General features: G+C 67.2%; 19 protein-coding genes. 12 read left to right on the forward strand and 7 right to left on the reverse strand.

Going from position 1 to position 18,632, the window contains the following annotated elements:
- Positions 1–14: 14 nt before the first annotated feature.
- The 3 genes from IPK65_02100 to IPK65_02110 all read left to right on the forward strand — a co-directional run bounded on the left by IPK65_02100 (position 15) and on the right by IPK65_02110 (position 4,554).
- Positions 15–824 carry a CbbQ/NirQ/NorQ/GpvN family protein gene (locus tag IPK65_02100; protein ID MBK8161970.1) on the forward strand — a complete coding sequence of 270 codons (810 nt, stop codon included), beginning with the start codon at positions 15–17 and terminating at the stop codon, positions 822–824.
- Between the two features lie 32 nt (positions 825–856).
- Entirely contained in the window at positions 857–3,187 is a 2,331-nt protein-coding gene (locus IPK65_02105; protein ID MBK8161971.1) for a nitric oxide reductase activation protein NorD, read from the forward strand.
- A 134-nt stretch (positions 3,188–3,321) separates the two neighbouring features.
- Positions 3,322–4,554: a TraB/GumN family protein gene (locus IPK65_02110; GenBank protein ID MBK8161972.1), complete on the forward strand. Its 1,233-nt coding sequence runs from the start codon at positions 3,322–3,324 to the stop codon at positions 4,552–4,554.
- 13 nt (positions 4,555–4,567) lie between these two features.
- On the opposite strand, the gene IPK65_02115 is transcribed toward IPK65_02110, so the two are convergent.
- Both IPK65_02115 and IPK65_02120 read right to left on the reverse strand, forming a co-directional pair.
- Positions 4,568–5,290 (reverse strand): pirin family protein, encoded by a 723-nt coding sequence (locus IPK65_02115; GenBank protein MBK8161973.1) that lies wholly within the window; start codon positions 5,288–5,290, stop codon positions 4,568–4,570.
- Positions 5,291–5,385: 95 nt separating this feature from the next.
- A complete protein-coding gene (locus IPK65_02120) occupies positions 5,386–5,760 on the reverse strand; it encodes a DoxX family protein (GenBank protein ID MBK8161974.1) in 375 nt (124 codons plus the stop codon).
- Between the two features lie 191 nt (positions 5,761–5,951).
- Here IPK65_02120 and IPK65_02125 point away from each other — a divergent pair, with 191 nt between their 5' ends.
- On the forward strand, positions 5,952–6,704 hold the full coding sequence (locus IPK65_02125; GenBank protein MBK8161975.1) for a pentapeptide repeat-containing protein: 753 nt from the start codon (positions 5,952–5,954) through the stop codon (positions 6,702–6,704).
- A 6-nt stretch (positions 6,705–6,710) separates the two neighbouring features.
- Here the strand turns inward: IPK65_02125 and IPK65_02130 are convergent, their stop codons facing one another.
- Positions 6,711–7,856 carry an FAD-dependent oxidoreductase gene (locus IPK65_02130; protein ID MBK8161976.1) on the reverse strand — a complete coding sequence of 382 codons (1,146 nt, stop codon included), beginning with the start codon at positions 7,854–7,856 and terminating at the stop codon, positions 6,711–6,713.
- A gap of 255 nt (positions 7,857–8,111) precedes the next feature.
- Here IPK65_02130 and IPK65_02135 point away from each other — a divergent pair, with 255 nt between their 5' ends.
- From IPK65_02135 to IPK65_02150, 4 genes are all read left to right on the forward strand, one after another.
- Positions 8,112–8,855, forward strand: coding sequence for a ferredoxin--NADP reductase (locus IPK65_02135; protein MBK8161977.1), 744 nt, complete (start codon positions 8,112–8,114; stop codon positions 8,853–8,855).
- A gap of 10 nt (positions 8,856–8,865) precedes the next feature.
- Positions 8,866–9,174, forward strand: a complete 309-nt coding sequence (locus IPK65_02140; protein ID MBK8161978.1) for a hypothetical protein — start codon at positions 8,866–8,868, stop codon at positions 9,172–9,174.
- 55 nt (positions 9,175–9,229) lie between these two features.
- Positions 9,230–9,589 carry a hypothetical protein gene (locus IPK65_02145; GenBank protein ID MBK8161979.1) on the forward strand — a complete coding sequence of 120 codons (360 nt, stop codon included), beginning with the start codon at positions 9,230–9,232 and terminating at the stop codon, positions 9,587–9,589.
- A gap of 98 nt (positions 9,590–9,687) precedes the next feature.
- Positions 9,688–10,227: a disulfide bond formation protein B gene (locus tag IPK65_02150; GenBank protein MBK8161980.1), complete on the forward strand. Its 540-nt coding sequence runs from the start codon at positions 9,688–9,690 to the stop codon at positions 10,225–10,227.
- Between the two features lie 12 nt (positions 10,228–10,239).
- Here the strand turns inward: IPK65_02150 and IPK65_02155 are convergent, their stop codons facing one another.
- Positions 10,240–11,040 carry a VacJ family lipoprotein gene (locus tag IPK65_02155; GenBank protein ID MBK8161981.1) on the reverse strand — a complete coding sequence of 267 codons (801 nt, stop codon included), beginning with the start codon at positions 11,038–11,040 and terminating at the stop codon, positions 10,240–10,242.
- Between the two features lie 212 nt (positions 11,041–11,252).
- On the opposite strand from IPK65_02155, the gene IPK65_02160 reads away from it, so the two are divergent.
- The gene (locus tag IPK65_02160) at positions 11,253–11,603 is read left to right on the forward strand and encodes a hypothetical protein (GenBank protein MBK8161982.1); all 351 of its coding nucleotides are present in this window, start codon (positions 11,253–11,255) and stop codon (positions 11,601–11,603) included.
- Between the two features lie 30 nt (positions 11,604–11,633).
- Here the strand turns inward: IPK65_02160 and IPK65_02165 are convergent, their stop codons facing one another.
- Complete coding sequence (locus IPK65_02165; GenBank protein MBK8161983.1) at positions 11,634–12,875, reverse strand: L,D-transpeptidase family protein; 1,242 nt, start codon at positions 12,873–12,875, stop codon at positions 11,634–11,636.
- Between the two features lie 7 nt (positions 12,876–12,882).
- Positions 12,883–13,308, reverse strand: a complete 426-nt coding sequence (locus IPK65_02170; GenBank protein ID MBK8161984.1) for a rhodanese-like domain-containing protein — start codon at positions 13,306–13,308, stop codon at positions 12,883–12,885.
- A 164-nt stretch (positions 13,309–13,472) separates the two neighbouring features.
- Between IPK65_02170 and IPK65_02175 the strand changes: the two genes are divergently transcribed.
- Entirely contained in the window at positions 13,473–14,243 is a 771-nt protein-coding gene (locus tag IPK65_02175; GenBank protein ID MBK8161985.1) for a hypothetical protein, read from the forward strand.
- Here IPK65_02175 and IPK65_02180 read toward each other — a convergent pair.
- Positions 14,240–14,479 (reverse strand): hypothetical protein, encoded by a 240-nt coding sequence (locus IPK65_02180; protein MBK8161986.1) that lies wholly within the window; start codon positions 14,477–14,479, stop codon positions 14,240–14,242. The genes IPK65_02175 and IPK65_02180 overlap by 4 nt on opposite strands.
- Before the next feature lie 104 nt (positions 14,480–14,583).
- Between IPK65_02180 and IPK65_02185 the strand changes: the two genes are divergently transcribed.
- Entirely contained in the window at positions 14,584–15,477 is an 894-nt protein-coding gene (locus IPK65_02185; GenBank protein MBK8161987.1) for an HDOD domain-containing protein, read from the forward strand.
- 166 nt (positions 15,478–15,643) lie between these two features.
- A complete protein-coding gene (locus IPK65_02190) occupies positions 15,644–18,619 on the forward strand; it encodes an insulinase family protein (GenBank protein ID MBK8161988.1) in 2,976 nt (991 codons plus the stop codon).
- Positions 18,620–18,632: the final 13 nt, after the last annotated feature.

An 18,632-nucleotide genomic window follows, 5' to 3' on the forward strand; every position in this document is an offset into this window, starting at 1 on the left:
TGGAGCGAGACATGATGAGTAAAGCCGACAACGCACAATATCAGATCAAGAAGGAACCGTATTACCTCCCGGTCCACGACGAGGTCGGGCTGTTTGAGGCGGCCTATGCCGCCCGCATGCCGATCATGCTCAAGGGACCGACCGGCTGCGGCAAGACGCGCTTCGTCGAGTACATGGCCTGGAGGCTGGGACGCCCCCTCATCACGGTGGCATGCAACGAGGACATGACGGCCTCCGACCTGGTCGGGCGCTTCCTGCTCGATGTGAACGGCACGCGCTGGCAGGACGGGCCGCTCACCACGGCGGCACGCATCGGCGCGATCTGCTATCTCGACGAAGTGGTCGAGGCGCGCCAGGACACCACCGTGGTGATCCATCCGCTGACCGACCACCGCCGCACGCTGCCGCTCGACAAGAAGGGCGAACTGGTGGAGGCGCACCCGGACTTCCAGCTGGTCATCTCCTACAACCCCGGCTACCAGAGCCTGATGAAGGACCTGAAGCAGTCGACCAAGCAGCGCTTCGGCGCGCTCGACTTCAACTATCCCGCCGCCGAGATCGAGACCCGCATCGTGCAGCACGAAACAGGCATCGACGAAGCGGCGGCAGGCAGGCTGGTGCAGATCGCCCAGCGCGCGCGCAATCTCAAGGGCCATGGCCTCGACGAGGGCATCTCGACCCGCCTGCTGGTCTACGCCGGCCAGCTCATCACCAAGGGGATCGACCCGGTGGCCGCGTGCCGCATGGCGCTTGTGCGGCCGCTCACCGACGACCCCGACATGCGCGACACGCTCGACGCGGCGGTGCACACCTTCTTCGGCTGAACGCACGCCCGCTCAACCGGTGGTGAGCTGACATGAGCCTCAATCTCGACGAATATCGCGCGAACCTCGCCCAGTCGGCGCCCGAACTGGCCGCCACCCTCGACGGCATCTTCCACGAGGCAGCGCGCGTGATGTCGCCCGCCGGCCTCAGAACCTACCTCGACGGCGCGCGCGGACTTGCCGGGCTCGGCCGCGGGACCGACCTTGTCATCTCCTATCTGGAAGAGATGCCGGCGGTGGTGCAGGAGTGCGGCGAGGATGTCATCCCGGACTGCATCAACGCGGCCCTCAAACTCTCCTCGATGACCTCGGGCGAGGTCATCGCGCTGCTGTTTTCGAGCCTGCCGACGGCTGCGCAACGGCTCGGTGATCCCGAACTTCTGCGCAGCTATCTCAACCTGATCCACCAGCTTTCCGCCAAGGCCCCGCGCGGACTGCGCCCGCTGCTCAAGCACATCGACGAACTGCTCTCGAAACTGACCCTCAGCGGTCTGCGGCGCTGGGCCAACTTTGGCGCGCAGGCCTACCGGCAGGACCTGAACAAGCTGGTCGATTATTTCAGCCTGGCGACCGAGGACAGCCGCGCCGTCCTGCAGCAGGAACGGCGCGGCACGTTGTTCATCGACAGCCAGCGCAAGCTGAACTTCTATCTGCGCGCGCTGTGGGGCCGCGATTTCCAGCTGCGGCCGACGGCGGCGGACCACGCCGATTTCCGCCCCTACATCGAGGCGCGCATGCTGCACCTGCCCGACGCCGTCGACGACCTGGCCGGCGTGGGCGGGCTCGAACTGTACCGCGCGACCGCCGCGCACATGGCGGCGCACATCTGCTATACCGACCGGCCGCTGAGCGCAGAACAGCTCAGCCCCGCGCAGATGTTCTTCATCGGCCTGCTGGAGGATGCGCGCGTGGAATACTGCGCGGCACGGGAATTCCCCGGGCTGCGCAAACTGTGGCGCGCGTTGCATGTCGCCCGGCCCGACCAGCCCGCCGAGCATCCGGCCCTGAACGACCTGGAACGGCTGGCCCTCTGCCTGCTCGACGCCGACGCTCGCACCGGTGACGCCGGACTCGACGCGCTGGCGGCGCGTTTTCACGCAGAGATCGAAACACGGCGGCGCGATGCGCGCCTCTCATGGGATTTCGGCCTTGAGCTGTATCACCTGTTTGCTGAGCGCCGGTCGGTCCCCGCACTGCGCATCCTCCAGGCCATCCGCATACCGTACCGCGACGACAACCGGCACTGCTGGAGTTTCGAGGAATTCGCCTGGTCGGACGTCGAACGCCTCGCGGCTGCGCAGCGCCAGGTGCGGCGCAGGGTCTCGATCATGGAGATGGTCAACGAGGTCGATTGCGAGCTGGCGGGCGACGACGCCCAGGAGATCTGGACCCTCGCAAGCGAATTCTTCCGTGATGGCGATCCCGAGGGCGTCAGCATGAACGAGCTGGAAGGCAAGGAGCCGGTCTCCGACCCCTTTCACTATCACGAATGGGATTACCAGGTGCAGCTGCACCGCCCCAACTGGGCCACCGTCTACGAGCGGCGCCCGCCCGCGGGCGACCCGGCGAGCGTCGAGCAGATCCTGCGCGAGCACAAACCGGTCGCCGCCCGCATCCGCCAGATCGTCGATCTGCTCCGTCCCGCCGGCGTGACCCGCCAGCGCAAACTCGAGGACGGCGACGAGATCGACGTCAACGCGGCGGTCGAGGCGATGGTCAACCTGCGCCTCGGCCTGTCGCCCGACCCGCGCATCACCCTGCGCAACGTGCTCAACACGCGTGACCTCTGCGTGCTGCTCCTGCTCGACCTGTCGGAATCGACCAACGAGCTGGTGGCGGACTCCGGCAAGTCGGTACTGTCGCTGACACGCGAGGCCTGCACGCTGATGGCCACCGCCATCGAAGGCATCGGCGATCCGTTCGCGGTGCACGGCTTTGCCTCGGACGGACGCCACGACGTGCGCTATTTCCGCGTCAAGGATTTCAACCAGCCGTTCGATGACGCGGCCAAGGGCCGGATCGCGGGCATGCACGGCGGACTATCCACGCGCATGGGCGCAGCCCTGCGCCATGCCGCCCGCCACCTGATGCAGCAGCCGCAACGGCGCAAGCTGGTACTGCTGGTCACCGACGGCGAACCCGCCGACGTCGACGAACGCGATCCGCAATATCTGCGCTACGACGCCAGGAAGGCGGTCGAAGAACTGCATACCCGCGGCATCGTCACCTACTGCCTGTCACTCGATCCGCAGGCCGACGGCTACGTCCGGCGCATCTTCGGCGAAACCAACTACACCGTCATCGACCACGTGCAGCGTCTGCCCGAAAGATTACCCGTACTGTTCGCAAGCCTGACCCGCTGAACGCGGGAAGCTGTCATCAGCCGGGGTTTGCTGCTAGACTCGCCGAAGGTTTCGTCCTTCATCGCGCAGGATCCGGCACCGCCCAGGGATCGGCAGGTGCGGACCTGCGCAAACCACCCGCTTACCGGACCGGCATGAACTCTAGCGAATCCCGCCCTGCTGCGGACAGCGAGCCGCTCTATACGCTCGAACACGGCGGCGCCCGCATCACCCTGCTCGGGACCGCGCACATCTCGCGCGCCAGCGCGGAAAAGGTCCGCGCGCTGATCGAGACCGGCGCGTACGACGCCGTGGCGATCGAGCTGTGTCCCAGCAGGCATAATGCCATCGTAAATCCTGACGCACTTGCCAAGATGGACCTCTTCGAGGTGATCCGCACGCGCAAGGTCCTCATGGTAACGGCGAACCTCGCGCTCGGCGCCTTCCAGCAGCGCATGGCGGAACAGCTCGACATCACGCCCGGCGCGGAGATGCGCATGGCGATCGACTGCGCCCGCGCAATCCACCTGCCCGTGCTGCTGATCGACCGTGAAATCGCGGTAACCCTCAAGCGCTGCTACCACGGCGTCTCCTGGTGGCAGCGCATCCATCTGCTGGCCGGCCTCATCGCCAGCGTCCTCGTTCACCGCAAGGTCACCGAGGACGAGATCGAGCGCCTCAAGGAAGGCGACATGCTGGAATCGGCCTTCACCCAATTCTCCGAACAGGCGCGTGGGCTGTACCACGGGTTGATCGACGAGCGCGACCGTTACATGTCGGCGCGGCTGATCAACGCGGCCGACCGCGGCGACTGCCGCAACATTCTCGCCGTGGTGGGCGCGGGACACCTGAAGGGCATCCGCCGTTACCTGCAGGAATACCGGGATAAGCCCCCGCCGGAAACGCTCTCCGGGATCATCGCAAAGCTGGACGAGATGCCCGCGCCGAGCCGCTGGCCGGCGCTGGTCTCCTGGCTCGTGGTCGCGCTGATCCTCGGCGGCTTCATCGTCGGCTTCACGCACGGCGCGGAAATCGGCTGGGGCATGGTCACCGACTGGATCGTGATCACCGGAGGACTCGCGGCGCTCGGCACCGTGCTCGCCGGCGGCCATCCGGTCACCGTGATTGGCGCGTTCCTGGCCGCGCCGCTGACGACGCTGAATCCGCTCATCGGCGTGGGCATGATCACGGCGGCGGTCGAGGCCTGGCTGCGGCGGCCGAGCATCGGTGATTTCTCGCGCCTGCGCGCGGATGTTTCCCGCCTGAAGGGATGGTGGGGCAACCGCGTCGCGCGTACCTTGCTGGTGTTCCTGTTCAGTACGCTCGGGGCTGCCTCGGGGACCTATCTGGCCGGCGCGCTGATCATCCGCCAGCTCGCGCAGCAGTAGGCACGGCTGCGGCTCAGTCCACGTAGGGGCCGTTCTGGCGGATCGGCTCCCCATGCGGGCGCCCGAAGCAGAACATCAGCAGGCTTTCCTGCCACGCCTCCACATGGACGCTGCCGGGGTTTTCCATGAAGCAGGCCTCGCCGGCATCGAGTCCGCGACCGTTCACAGCGGCGGCACCATCAGCCACATACACGAAACCGCGGTAATCCGCCGGGATCTGGCCGCGATAGACGGCACCGGGTTCGAGATGCACCGCGAGGTACTCGACGGGGGTATGCAGCCGCAGAGGGGACGCCTTGCCAACAATCTCGACCTCGTGCCCGCCGGTGAAGCGGCGCACGGGAAACATATCGGCGTCGACCTGCTGGTAGTCCGGCGCGATGGCCTTGAGCCGTTGCGGAAGATTGATCCAGAGCTGGATGCCGCGGATCGTGCCGCGGCCCACCGGCAGCTCGGAATGCGCGATGCCCGCGCCGGCGGTGAAACGCTGGGCCCCTCCCGCGACGACTGTCGAGCTGTTGCCCAGATTGTCCTCGTGGCGCATCGCCCCCGTGAAGAGATAGGTGACCGCCTCGAACCCGCGATGGGAATGCTCGGGGAATCCCGTCTCCGGGCTGATGGCGAAATGGTCCCAGAACACGAAGGGATCGTAATTGAGCCAGCCGGGCACCGGCATCAGGCGCTGCACATCGACGCCCGCCCCTTCCTTCATTTCGACTGCGCGCCGCATCGTCATCGGCACCTGCGCAGGCGCCCCCCCGGCGCGCGCACCCGGCGCGGCGGCCGCCCCGCCCTGCCCGCCTCCCGCGCCTTCCGGCCTGCCGTCCCAGCTCATACGCGGCGGACGTCCAGGGCATAGGCGCCGGCGCCATGCGCCGCGATGAACAGCAGGCCGCCCGCTATGCTGAGATTCTTCATGAACATGATCATCTGTGTCCCGTCCGAAAAATTGGTATGGAAAAATACCGCGCTCAGCAGGCAGAACAGCGCGAGCCCAGCCGCAGCCCAGCGCGTCTGCCAGCCCACGATCAGGGCGAGGGCCCCGCCTACCTCGGCCAGGATCACCAGCGGCAGCAGCATGCCCGGAACGCCCATCGACTCCATATAGCCCTGGGTGCCGGCATAGTTCCCGATCTTCTGCACCCCGGCCAGCAAAAAGATATGCGCGACCAAGACCCGACCCGCAAGATACATGAACTTTTCCATGGTAACCTCCGTCTGTATCGGCGCTGTGATATCGTGGCTTAATTATCCACGCTTTGCGCCGGGATGGCAGCGAATTTCACCGGACACCGGCATCCTGACCCGCGTGGCGCTACCTGGCCTTCGAAGGTACTCCGGTGGCCGGCCAAACCAGGCCTCATACCCATATGAACGTTATCGGAATTTGGTGACAGATGAAGCTGCTCGCGCTCCCGGCGGGATTCCTGCTGATACTTCTGACCCACGCAGCGCCAGCGCTGGCCGCTTGCGACACCCCCCCTGCCCGGGATGTTATCTGGATAAACTGCGACAAGAAAGGCGCCGATCTCAGCGATGCCGATCTTCGCGGCGCAATCCTCACCCGCACCAACCTGGAGGGTGCAAACCTGAGCCGGGCGCGCTTGTCCGGCGCCGATTTCAACTTCGCCAATCTGCGTGCGGCGCGCCTGGCAGACGCCCGGCTCGACAAGGCGCGCTTCGTCAGTGCCGACCTGACCGGCGCGGATCTCTCCGGCGCCATACTGGACGGCAGCTCCTTCGACCGGGCGGTCCTGACAGGCGCCACCCTCGACCGCAGCCGGCTGCGCGCGGCCACCTTCTATCAGGCCGATCTGAGCGACGCCACGCTGCGCGGCGCCGAACTGCAGAAGGCCAACCTCAGCCAGGCCGACCTCAGCGGCGCGGATCTCACCGCCGCGGACCTCACCGGCGCCTCCCTGGAACAGGCGTCCATGGAGGATGCGCGGCTGGTGAAGGCCGTGCTGCGAGGCGCGAACCTGGAGAAGGCGGACCTGTTGGGCGCCGACCTCAGCGAGGCCGATCTCAGCGGCGCCAACCTCGTCAACGTGGAGCTGTCCAGGGCGCGGATCGAGGGCGCGGTGCTGGACGACGCCCAATGGATCAACCGGCGCCGCTGCCGTCCCGGCTCGATCGGCGAGTGCCGCTGAGCGCGCTCAGGCTAGCACGGGCGGCAACTGCGCGGTCAGACTCTGTTTCTCGGCAACCGCCGCGCCGGTGAGGGCGAAGCCGAGCAGTGCGCCGTCCGGCGCGATGAACCGCGCCCGCACCCCGCCCTCGACGGCCTCCTCCCGCCATTCCCCCGCCGCATCCGCCGGGGCGGGCGACACCACAACCGGACAGGACGGCGTCTTGACCAGCACCGGCATCGCCGGATAGCTGACCGGCGTCGGTTCGCCGCACAGCGTACGCGCGAGCGCGCGGGCGCCGTGCATGATCGGCATCACGAACGGCAACACCCGTCCTTCGACCTCCGCGCAATCGCCGAGGGCATATACGTCCGCGGCGCTCGTCCGCAGGCAGCGGTCGACCACGATGCCGCGCCGGACCGCGAGACCGGCCGCGCTTGCCAGCACGGTATCCGGCCGCAAACCGATCGACGAGAGGACGAGGTCCGCCTCGAGTATCGAATCGTCGGCCAGCGCGATCGCCCATGCGCCGCCCTGACGGGTGATGGAACGCACCGTCGTGCCCAGCCGCCAGGCTACGCCGGCGTCCTCGAGCGCGGCCCGGAACGCGGCGCCCGCGCGCGGCGGCAGCAGCCGTCCGAGCGGGGTCGAGTCCGGGCCGACGACCGTCACCCGCTTGCCCGCGCTGCGCAGATCGTCGGCGAACTCGCAGCCGATCAGACCGGGACCGATCACGGCGACGCGTTCCGCGCGCGCGACAGCGGCCCGATAGCGTGCGTAGTCGTCCAGTGAGTTCACCATGAACACGGTATCTGATGCATCACCTTCGGCGGACAGCACGATCTGGCGCGCCCCGACCGCAAGTACCAGGCGGGAGTACGGGATGCGCGCACCATCCACCTCGATCGAACGACCGGCAGCATCGATGGCGGCAACCTCCGTGCCGGTGCGAATCACCGCATTGAGCTGTTCCGCCATGCGCGCGGCATCCGCGCTGGCGAGCCGGCCAGGGGACATGTCATGCGCGAGCGCATTGGAAAGCATCGGCTTGGAATAAAATTCACCGCCGTCCCGCGTGAACATCATCACCGGGGTCGTCGTGTCGAGCTTCCTGAATTCCCGTGCGAGCGTGTAGCCGGCGAGGCCGGTCCCGACGATGATGACAGGATTCATGGCCGGTAGCGCGCCGGGATCCGTGGCCGGTTCACGCCGGAATTCGCCATCTGCTGTAACCGTGCTGCCTTCATGCCCGAGCGTTAGATGTTATACTTGGCCGTCATCCGCGCGTCACGGCCTTTCCGAAGCCGCCAGTATATCCGGTTTCCCGACGCATTAACCCGGACAATCGCGCCCGGCGGAGCAGCGAGGTCCGGACCCTGGTCCGCGCGGCTGCCGCCACTCAACATCCGCAAGCTGAAAACAGGCAACATGAGTCATTGGATTCAAGGACACGTGGTCGGAAAACGCCACTGGACGGACGAGCTGTATTCTCTCCGCATCGATGCCCCTGTCGAACCATTCCGCGCCGGCCAGTTCACCCGTCTCGCACTCGACATCGACGGCGAGCGGGTCGGGCGACCCTATTCCTACGTCAATGCCCCGGACGAACGCCCGCTCGAGTTCTATTTCATCACCATCCCGCACGGACCGCTCACCGACCGCCTGCGCCAGCTGCGCATCGGCGACCCGATCTGGGTGAGCGCGCGTGCGGGGGGATTCTTCACGCTGGCCTCCGTTCCCGATGCGCGTCACCTGTGGCTGTTCGCCAGCGGGACGGCACTCGGCGTGTTCCTGTCACAGCTCAAGACGGAGGAGCCCTGGCGGCGTTTTGCCAGAGTCGTACTCGTGCATGGCGTGCGCACCGCCGACGAGCTCACCTACCGGGACGATATCGCGCGTTTCGCCGAGAACCGCGGCGAGCAATTCGTCTACATCCCGTTTGTCAGCCGCGAGGAAACCGACTTCGCCCTGCGCGGCCGCATTCCCGAAGCCATCCGCGATGGCCGGCTCGAGCAGCGCGCGGGAATCCGCCTTGACGCAGCGACCTGCCAGGTCATGATCTGCGGCAATCCCGATATGGTGCGCGACACCACCGCGGTGCTCGAGGATCGCGGCTTCAGGAAGAATCGCCGCACCGAGCCCGGGCAGGTCACCACCGAGAACTACTGGTAGACTGTCACGCATGAACATCACGCAGGAAGGCGGTTACATCGGCATCGATCACGATGACTTCGGCGGGATGAGTCCCGCCGGCACCATCATCCGGGACGCCCGCGTTTTTGGTCTTCTGCCCGACCATGAGACCTGCGCCGGCTGGTCGCCCGCGCAGATGCAGCAGCTCTATGACCGGGTGTATGTCGCCTGGGAACCCTACGGCCACCTCGTCAGCCAGCTGCCGCCGGAACTGGCGGCACGCCACGAGCATATACATGGCGCGGCCATCGCGCATGCGCGGGCGCACGGCTGGACCCCGCTGATGGAAGACGATTGACCCGCGGGCACGGTGGTTGCGCTACAATTGCCCGGGTGTCCACGGATCACCCTGCATGACATCGATCACACCACCCCGTGACGACGCAGGCCGCCTGCGGCCTGCCGACGCAACCCGGGTCGACAAGACCCGTCGCAGCGCGCCGAAGCCGGCCCCGCGCGCCGTCCGCGGACGCGCGGACGAGGTGGCGCGGGACCGGGACACTCCGCCGCTGCAACGCACGCGCGGCCCGGAGCGCCGGGTGCAGGAACGCCGGCGGCGCCGCGAGGGCGTCCTGCTCGACACGCGCAGCGCAATCGGTAACCGGCGCCGCGGCGCGCGGCGCGGAGAGGATCTCAGTTCACCCCGGCGCCGCGCAGACGACACGGACGACCCGCCCGGCGGCGCGGTGCTGGGCGATGATGTCCGCGCCTGAGGCCTCAGGACAGATCACGCGGCGGCATCCGTGCCGGCCACCGCGCTGACCCGAAAACAATCCGCGCCAGATCCGCGAGGGCAAACCTGGAATACGCCATGAATGCAACGACCCTGCTTACACCCCGCACCCTCAACCTGCTCGGCTTCGCTGCCTGCGCGGGCCTGATGGCTGCGGCGCTCGTGCTGCAGTACGTCGCAGGGCTGGAACCCTGCCCCCTGTGCATACTGCAGCGGGTGGCCGTCATGCTCCTCGGCGCGGTGCTTCTGCTCGCCGCACTGCACAACCCGGGCGCCGTCGGGCGCCGCATCTATGCCGCCTTCTCGCTGGTGATCTCGGTCGCCGGCGCCGCCGTCGCGGGACGCCACGTCTGGCTGCAGCACCTGCCCCCGGATGAGGTGCCACCGTGCGGCCCTGCGATGGACTACATCCTGGATACCTTCCCTCTCTCCAAGGCCCTCGGCATCATCCTGCGCGGTTCCGGAGACTGCGCCGCACTCGACTGGACCTGGCTCGGACTGAGCATACCGGGCTGGACTCTGGTGGCGTTCGTCGGATTCAGCGCGCTTGCGCTTGTGCTGCTGGCATACCGCTTCCCCGCGCCCGGCGGACTGCGCTTCAGCACGCGGATGCGCTGAAGCGGCGGCGGATCATTTCTCGACCTTGCCCGCGCGATTCTGCGCGTAGGCGTTCTTGACAAAGGTGTAGGGATCGAGCGACTCGCGCTTGATGACCTCGTAGGTGTCCTTGTCAAGCGACAGGTAGTTCACTGCATCCAGCGCCTTCAGCGCCACGACCTCCGCGGTCTCATCGGGCACGATCACTACCGGATCGAAGTAATTGCCGTCGACGAAACGTCCGATGCCGTCGCGCGCGCTGCTCGGCCCGAGCGCGGGGAGCACCAGATAGATCCCCGGCCCGACCCCGTAGCGCCCGAGGGTCTGCCCGAAATCCTCCTCCTTTTCGCGCAGGCCGAGATATCGCCCCGCCGGGTCGAACAGGCCGCCGAGGCCTGCCGTGGTGTTCACGCCGAAGCGCAGCAGTTCGTCCCCGGCGTCGAGCAGCTTGAACTGAAACAGCGCGTTGACCATGCGGATGGGCGCGCCAAGGTTGGAGAAGAAATTCGACACCGACACACGCACCCCCTGCGGCAGCACGCGGTAGACGCGCGCCGTCGGCTTGAGCACGTAAAAATACAACTTGTCGTTGAAGGCGAAGATCGCGCGGTTCATCGGCTCCAGCGGGTCCGCGATGAGCTCGCCCTCGTCTTCATATTCATCCTCATAGAGGGACGCCTCGTCCTGTGACGCGGTCTCGTCTCCCGCCGGCTCCGCGGCAAGAACCTGTTTGTGGAGCAGGACGGCGCCCAGGCACAGCACCGCGGCGAGCAGCCGCAAATGCGCCGCCGGAAAATTCCCCGCGTTGTCGGTCGCCCGCCCGTGCATGCCCATACGAAACTCAGAATGATCCCGCGTCGCCGTGCAGCGGCATCCCGCCCCCGGCGCGGTTCTGCGCAGTGTGACACCGCGTCCGCCGGAATGGTAGACCCGCGAACTTCGTCCGCCGCTCATGCGCGCGACATCTCTCGTGACAAACGGATCCGGATCCATTACCTTAGGCGTCTTCAACTGATGGGCGCGTTTGAAAAGGAGGTTCATTCACCATGACTACTCGCAGATCCCTTGCTGTCTTCCTGCCTGGCGTAATCCTGCTCGGGCTCGGCGGCTGCGCAACCAATTCGACGGAGCTGCAGCGCCTGTCCGACGCAGTCGCGACAGCACAGCGCAGCGCGGACGAGTCCATGGGCGTCGCCCAGGAAGCGCTCGACACCGCCAAGAAGGCCCGCAGCGAGGCCGCCAGCACCAGCGCCACGGCGCACAACGCGCTCGACACCGCCTCGCAGGCCATGACCGTCGCCAACAAGGCGCAGGAAGAGGCCACCGCCGCCCAGGACGCAGCCGCGCGCGCCGAGGTCAAGGCCGAGCGGATGTTCAACAAGGCGGTCAGCAAATAACCCGGCGCCGCCGACTACCGTCCGGACCGATCAGGGCTGGCATTCGGCCAGCGCACCCGGGCGATCCGCCGCCACGACGCTGCCGGTGTAGCCGGTGGTCTGCCTGATTTCCTCCATTGCCGCCAGCGCCCCGTCCCGTCCGGGATAAGGGCCGACCAGCACGTGGCAATAACCGTCGCCGAGGTTGGCGGACACGGTCACCGCGGCGCCCTGCGCCCGTAATTCCTCCGCCAGCCGTGCGGCATTACCGCGCTCCGCAAAGGCCCCCAGCTGCAGCATCCATCCCTGCGGCAGGGTGGCGTCCACCGCCGCCAGTTCCGCCACCGGCTCGGGCATCCCCGATTCGCGTTTCACGATGCCGGCGGCGAGTTCGTGCAATTTCTCGTGATCGGCCGCGCGGCTGACCGCCGCCGCGGCTGACACCAGCGGAGTGAAATAGTCGGCCGGAGGATGGTCCGCATCGGCGACCGGCGCATGCGCCTCCAGTACGAGCGTGCTGCCGTCACGTCCGAGCTTGTACGGCTGGTCGATGATCCATACCGGCGTGGGGACGGTCACGTGCCGGAACAGAGTTTCGATGTCTTCCGGGTACAGGCGTATACAGCCGTGACTGGCGCGCCGGCCGATGCCGTAGGGCTTGTTGGTACCATGGATCAGGTAGCTGGTCAGTCCGAGCCGCAGGGCATGGGCGCCGAGCGGATTGTCCGGACCGGGCGGCACGATTCCGGGCAGGGGGTCCCCCATGCGCTCATGCTCCGCGCGGATCGACGCCGGCACGGTCCAGGACGGATCCTTGATCTTGCCGATCACCTCGGTGACGCCGAGCGGCGTGCCCCAGCCTTCCTGTCCGATCCCGATGGGGAAGGTCATCACCACGGCTCCGCTCCCGGCCGGGGCCGGATAGTAATACAGACGCATCTCGGCGAGATTGACGATGATGCCCCGGCGCGGGGCGGCGGGCAGTACGAATCGCGCGGGCAATATCACCGCACCGCCCGGCGGCGGCAGCCATGGATCCAGCCCCGGGTTGGCGGCGGCGATCTCGTTATAGCCGAGGTCATGGGCGCGGGCGATATCGAGCAGGGTCTCGCCCTCGGCAACGATGGCGGTGCCGATCTCGCCCACCACATCCACGCCGGGCGCAGGCAGGGCGAAGGTTGCACCTTCGGCCGCGCCGCACATGGCCAGCCCGGCGAATAACGCCGCGCCATCCCGGTGGAAACGACGCGCCCGCGTCCGGCGGCCTCCCGCCGCGCGCCGCATCAGACGCACAGGCGACCTATGGCTGCGTATCCGTCGCGGCCTGCTCGACCGGAAGCCCCGCGGCGATCCAGCCCGGCATGTCGCCGGCAAGATGGCGCAGCGGGCCGAATCCCGCCTGGGCCAGCACCTCCGCAGCGAGCCCGGCGCGCCGACCCGATTTGCAATACAGCACGATCGTCCTGTCCCGATAAGGAGCGAGCTCCGCCAGCCGCCCGGCAGCCTGGTCATGCGGCAGGTTCAGCGCCCCCGGAACATGACCGGCGGCATACTCCTCCGTCGTGCGCACATCGAGCACCAGCGGCGGCGCGGCGGCGCCGAGTTGCGCCTGCAGTTCATCCCGGCTGATATCGTCCACTTGCGCGGCCGCGGCCGCGCCGACAAGACCCCACAGGGCCAAGATCAGAATGCCGGCCTGGGCGGCCGGGCTCATGTTCGCGCGCATGCTTCACCTCCTGTCATCAGGCTCCAACTATATCACGCGCCCAGGTGCGGCCGGGCCCCTCACAGCCGTCAATATTCCATCGCTGCGGTCGCTATAGAACATGGCGGTGATTGAAGTATTCTGCACGCCGCACCCCTGTTATCCACTTACCCCGGCCGGCAACGATGGCGAAACGATTGCGCATAGCTCTGCTGAGCTTCATCCTGCTGCTGGTCGCGCTCAACGCGTGGTTCACGCGCCAGGACATCACCGGCTGGGAGCAGCCGCTGCGGGTCGTGATCTATCCGATCAACGCGGACGGTAGCCCGGCCGCGGAGCACTACATCGGAGAACTGCGGGCGGACTCTTTCCGCGCCATCGAGGACTTCTTCCGCCGCGAATCACGCCGTTTCGGCGTCGACCTATCCGCGCCAGTGGAGATCGACATGGCGCCGGCGCCGGCGTCGGCCCCGCCGCCCGATCTGCCGCGCGAACGGAATGTGCTGCAGGTGATGCTGTGGAGCCTGCGTCTGCGCTACTGGGCCTGGACGGCGGACGAATACCCGGGCCCGACGCCGCAGGTGCGCCTGTTCGTGCAGTATTATGATCCGCAGCGCTTTCCGCGCCTGGAGCATTCCGTCGGGCTTTCCAAGGGGGCATTGGCCCTGATCAAGGCCTTCGCGAGCCGGACCATGGGCGCGCAGAATAACGTCATCATCGCCCATGAACTGCTGCATACCCTGGGCGCCACCGACAAGTACGATCCGCGCACCAATCTGCCGCTCTATCCGGACGGCTACGCGGAGCCGGATCTCGCACCGCGCCATCCGCAGTCGCGGGCGGAAATCATGGCGGGACGCACACCGCTTTCCCCGACCCGGGCGGAAACGCCCATCGGCCTGCACGCCGCAGTGGTCGGCGCCGTCACGGCGCGGGAGATCGGCTGGCTCGACTAGCGCACGAGCGCGATCAGCAGCAGCACGAAGATCACGACGGCGCCGACCGGCAGCACCACGCCGCGCCAGTCGCGCCGGTCCGCACGCCGGCCCTTTTCCAGGGCCGCCTTGACCCCGGGCAGGGTCCACCACAGCACCAGCACGACCACCAGGGCCAGCACCGCCTGCTGCCACCACGTCATCGACGGCATCATGATCCGCTCCGCAAGGTGTTCCGCGTCGACCCAGTCTAGCATGCTGCGGCGGGCGGACCCGGCGCGGCGCCGCTCAACAATTCGCCGCTGTGAACGCTAACTAAGGAAATTCCATTTCCCGTCATCCGACCACCGTGGGGCCGGCCGTGAACACAAAAACAGAAGTCGAAAAAGAGGCGGCGCGAGACACTGCGCTCCGCTGGATCAAGGACGTCTCCAGCCTGGTCTCTCCGCCGGACATCTGCATCCGGGTGTTCGAACTGGTGGAATCGAACACGGCCACCGCACAGGGACTGGGGGAGATCATCAGTTGCGACCCCAGCCTGACCGCCCGCCTGCTCCGGCTCGTGAACAGCTCCTTCTATCAGTTTTCGCGCCGCATCGACACCGTCTCGCGCGCCATCACTGTGGTCGGCATCAGCGAACTCTACAACATGGTGATCGCGGTATCGGCGGTCAAGTCGTTCTCGCGCATCCCGAGCTTCGTCGTCAATATCGACACCTTCTGGCGCCACAGCGTCTCCTGCGCGATCATCGCACGCATGCTGGCGAAGCGCTGCGGGGTGCTTCACCCGGAGCGTCTGTTCGTCGCCGGCCTGTTGCACGACGTCGGCAGCCTGCTCATCTACAACCGGGTTCCGGAAACGGCGCGGGATCTGATCCTGGCCGCGCGCGGCAACGAGGGCATCCTGCATCGGACCGAACAGAAGGCGCTCGGGTTCAGCCACGCGGAACTCGGCGGGATGATGCTCGATCAGTGGCACCTCCCGGACGCGCTGCAGCAGGCTGTGCGCCACCATCACGATCCGGCGGCGGCGACCGCGCATGGACGCATGGAGGCAGCGATCCTGCACATCGCCGACGCCCTTGCCAATCACGGCGAGCAGGGCGCCTTCAGCGCCGAAGCGTCGGCGGATGTCTTCATCGAGGACGACGCCTGGCAGACCACGGGCCTCGCCCCGACCCCCGCCCTGCTGAACATGCTCGTCGAGGAAACCCGGGAACAATACCGCGACGCCGTCAACGTCCTGGGCGTCTGAGGCCGCGCCGCGCGCGGCCGCGCGACTGCAGATTCAAGTTCCACCGCTTGTCTTTGGCATTTCTCCCCCAATATCAATAACTCAGACCCTGCTGATGCGCATTGGCGGCGGCGGGCCTGAACACGTAGAATGCCCTTGATTAGCAGCCGAGAACGGAAACGAGCACATGAAGACCGCAATCCCAGCGACCAGCCGGACCACCCCGGACGCGAGCGCCACCGGCCAGGCCCATGACGCCTTCGCCTGGATCCGCAGCGAACGCATCGAATCGCTCAACCTGACGGTGGAGGAGTACGAACACCGGCGCACCGGCGCGCGCCATTATCACCTCAGCGCGGAAAATCCCGAGAACGTCTTCCTGGTCGCCTTCCGCACCGTGCCGATGGACTCCACCGGCGTCGCCCACATCCTCGAACACACCGCTCTGTGCGGCAGCGAGCGCTATCCGGTGCGCGACCCCTTCTTCATGATGATCCGGCGTTCGCTCAATACCTTCATGAACGCCTTCACCAGCAGCGACTGGACGGCCTACCCCTTCGCCAGCCAAAACCGGAAGGATTTCTACAATCTGCTCGACGTCTACCTGGATGCCGCATTTTTCGCCCGGCTGGACGAGCTGGATTTCGCGCAGGAGGGGCACCGCATCGAGTTCGAGGACGCTGCCGATCCGCGCAGCCGCCTGGTATACAAGGGCGTGGTCTACAACGAAATGAAGGGGGCGATGAGTTCCCCGGTCAGCGCCCTGTGGCAAAGCCTGAGCCAGCGCCTGTACCCGACCACCACCTACCATTACAACAGCGGCGGCGACCCGGAACACATCCCCGACCTCAGCTATGAGCAGTTGAAGGAGTTCTACCGCACGCATTACCACCCGTCGAACGCCGTCTTCATGACCTACGGCAACATCCCCGCGCACGAGCATCAGGCACGCTTCGAGGAGCGCGCCCTGGCCCGCTTCGGGCGGCTCGACGAGGCCATCACCGTGGCGGACGAGGCCCGCCGTGACCATCCGCACGGCGTAGAGGACAGTTACGCGCTGGAGGAAGGCGACACCGGCGGCAACAAGACCCACATCGTGCTCGGCTGGCTGCTCGGCCGCAGCACCGAACTGGAAGATCTGCTCAAGGCCCACCTGCTCTCCAACATCCTGCTCGACAATGGCGCCTCGCCGCTGCGCCATGCGCTGGAGACCACGAAGCTGGGCAGCGCCCCCTCGCCCCTGTGCGGGCTGGAGGACTCCAACCGCGAGATGGCCTTCGTGTGCGGCGTCGAAGGCAGCCGGCCGGAACATTCCGAGGCGGTCGAGGGCATGATCCTCGACGTGTTGCGCGACATCGCCGAACACGGGGTACCGCAGGAGATGGTCGAGGCCGCACTGCATCAGCTCGAGCTGCACCAGCGCGAGATCGGCGGCGACTCCTATCCTTACGGCCTGCAACTGATCCTGAGCGCGCTGCCGACCGCCGTCCACCGTGGCGACCCGATCGCAGTGCTCAATCTCGAGCCGGTGCTGGAACGCCTGCGCACGGAGATCCGGGATCCCGGCTTCATCAAACGGCAGGTGCGGTCACTGTTGCTCGACAATCCGCACCGCGTGCGTCTCACCCTGAAACCCGATCCGGAACTGAGCCGTCGCCGCGGCGCGGCCGAGGCGGAACGACTGGAGGCGATACGCGCCGCGCTGTCGGCGGAGGAGAAGGAGCGGATCGCGGCGCGTGCCGCCGAGCTGTTGCAGAGACAGGCACGCCACGACGATCCGGAGATCCTTCCCAAGGTGGGCCTGGACGACATCCCCGCCGACCTCTACATCCCGGAGGGCGCGCGTGAGCCGCTCGGCCCGTGGGAGGCGACCTTCTACCCGCAGGGCACCAACGGACTGGTATATCAGCAGATCGTGATCGAGCTGCCGCAGCTGGACGATGAACTGCTCGCCTGCCTGCCGTACTACACGCGCGCCCTCTCCGAACTCGGCAGCGGCGGGCGCGATTACCTCGCCACGCAGCTGCGCCAGTCGCAGGTGTGCGGCGACATCAGCGCCTATACCAGCCTGCGCGGCCGCATCGACGACGTGCAGGACATCCGCGCCCATTTCATCCTCTCCGGCAAGGCACTCGCCAGCAGGCACGCGTCATTCAGCGAGCTCATGCGGGAGACGCTGGAGGACGTCCGCTTCGACGAACTCGACCGCCTGCGCGAGCTCATCGCCCAGGAGCGTGCTCGCATGGAGCAGAGCGTCACCGGCCGCGGCCACTCGCTCGCCATGAGCGCCGCCGCGAGCGGGATGAGCGCGGGCGCCGCCATCAACCACCGGCTGCGCGGGCTGGCCGGCATCCGCGCGCTGAAGCAGCTCGACGATTCGCTCGGAGCGCAAGACCGTCTCGCGCACTTCGCGGGGCGGCTGGCGCGCATCCATGAACTCGTCCTGCGCGCACCGCGCCAGTTCGTGCTGATCGGCGAACGCGAGCGCCACGAAGAGTTGCGGCGCGACCTGGAGGCCGCGTGGAACGGAGCGTCCGCGCCCGGCAACGACGGCTACATGCCGTTCACCCGCGCGCCGGTGCGCCATCCGGTGCGGCAACTGTGGACTACCAGCACGGAGGTGAATTTCTGCGCCAAGGTATATCCGACTGTGCCGATCGATCATCCGGACGCCGCGGCGCTCGAGGTACTGGGCGGATTCCTGCGCAATGGCTTCCTGCACCGCGCGGTGCGCGAACAGGGTGGGGCCTACGGCGGTGGTGCCGGCCACGACCCCGACATTGCCGCCTTTCGCTTCTATTCCTACCGCGACCCGCGCCTCGAGGAAACACTGCGGGACTTTGACCGTGCGATCGACTGGCTGCTTGATACCCGCCACGAGGCGCGCCAGCTGGAAGAGGCGATCCTCGGCGTGATCGGCGCGATCGACAAGCCGGGCTCACCGGCGGGCGAGGCAAAATCAGCCTTCCACAACAACCTCTACGGCCGCACGCCGGCGCAGCGCCAGCGCTACCGCATGCGCGTGACGGGGGTCACGCTCGGCGATCTGCGCCGGGTGGGCGAAACCTACCTGAAGCCGCCGCAGGCCAGCCAGGCCGTCATCACCAGCGCCTCCGCCGCGCAGCAGCTCGGCGATCACGGCATGGAAGTACTGCCGCTGTAACCGGCCGGCCACC

This window comes from Gammaproteobacteria bacterium (genome assembly GCA_016712635.1).
Taxonomy (GTDB): domain Bacteria; phylum Pseudomonadota; class Gammaproteobacteria; order SZUA-140; family SZUA-140; genus JADJWH01.

Excerpts from the sequence above, each read along its gene's own strand:
- IPK65_02180 (MBK8161986.1), bottom strand. The coding sequence starts at position 14,479 with ATGCTAGACTGGGTCGACGCGGAACACCTTGCGGAGCGGATCATGATG.
- IPK65_02135 (MBK8161977.1), top strand. The coding sequence starts at position 8,112 with ATGAGTCATTGGATTCAAGGACACGTGGTCGGAAAACGCCACTGGACG.
- IPK65_02140 (MBK8161978.1), top strand. The coding sequence starts at position 8,866 with ATGAACATCACGCAGGAAGGCGGTTACATCGGCATCGATCACGATGAC.
- IPK65_02170 (MBK8161984.1), bottom strand. The coding sequence starts at position 13,308 with ATGCGCGCGAACATGAGCCCGGCCGCCCAGGCCGGCATTCTGATCTTG.
- IPK65_02155 (MBK8161981.1), bottom strand. The coding sequence starts at position 11,040 with ATGGGCATGCACGGGCGGGCGACCGACAACGCGGGGAATTTTCCGGCG.
- IPK65_02150 (MBK8161980.1), top strand. The coding sequence starts at position 9,688 with ATGAATGCAACGACCCTGCTTACACCCCGCACCCTCAACCTGCTCGGC.
- IPK65_02120 (MBK8161974.1), bottom strand. The coding sequence starts at position 5,760 with ATGGAAAAGTTCATGTATCTTGCGGGTCGGGTCTTGGTCGCGCATATC.
- IPK65_02175 (MBK8161985.1), top strand. The coding sequence starts at position 13,473 with ATGGCGAAACGATTGCGCATAGCTCTGCTGAGCTTCATCCTGCTGCTG.
- IPK65_02115 (MBK8161973.1), bottom strand. The coding sequence starts at position 5,290 with ATGACGATGCGGCGCGCAGTCGAAATGAAGGAAGGGGCGGGCGTCGAT.
- IPK65_02160 (MBK8161982.1), top strand. The coding sequence starts at position 11,253 with ATGACTACTCGCAGATCCCTTGCTGTCTTCCTGCCTGGCGTAATCCTG.
- IPK65_02110 (MBK8161972.1), top strand. The coding sequence starts at position 3,322 with ATGAACTCTAGCGAATCCCGCCCTGCTGCGGACAGCGAGCCGCTCTAT.
- IPK65_02125 (MBK8161975.1), top strand. The coding sequence starts at position 5,952 with ATGAAGCTGCTCGCGCTCCCGGCGGGATTCCTGCTGATACTTCTGACC.
- IPK65_02105 (MBK8161971.1), top strand. The coding sequence starts at position 857 with ATGAGCCTCAATCTCGACGAATATCGCGCGAACCTCGCCCAGTCGGCG.
- IPK65_02190 (MBK8161988.1), top strand. The coding sequence starts at position 15,644 with ATGAAGACCGCAATCCCAGCGACCAGCCGGACCACCCCGGACGCGAGC.
- IPK65_02100 (MBK8161970.1), top strand. The coding sequence starts at position 15 with ATGAGTAAAGCCGACAACGCACAATATCAGATCAAGAAGGAACCGTAT.
- IPK65_02145 (MBK8161979.1), top strand. The coding sequence starts at position 9,230 with ATGACATCGATCACACCACCCCGTGACGACGCAGGCCGCCTGCGGCCT.
- IPK65_02130 (MBK8161976.1), bottom strand. The coding sequence starts at position 7,856 with ATGAATCCTGTCATCATCGTCGGGACCGGCCTCGCCGGCTACACGCTC.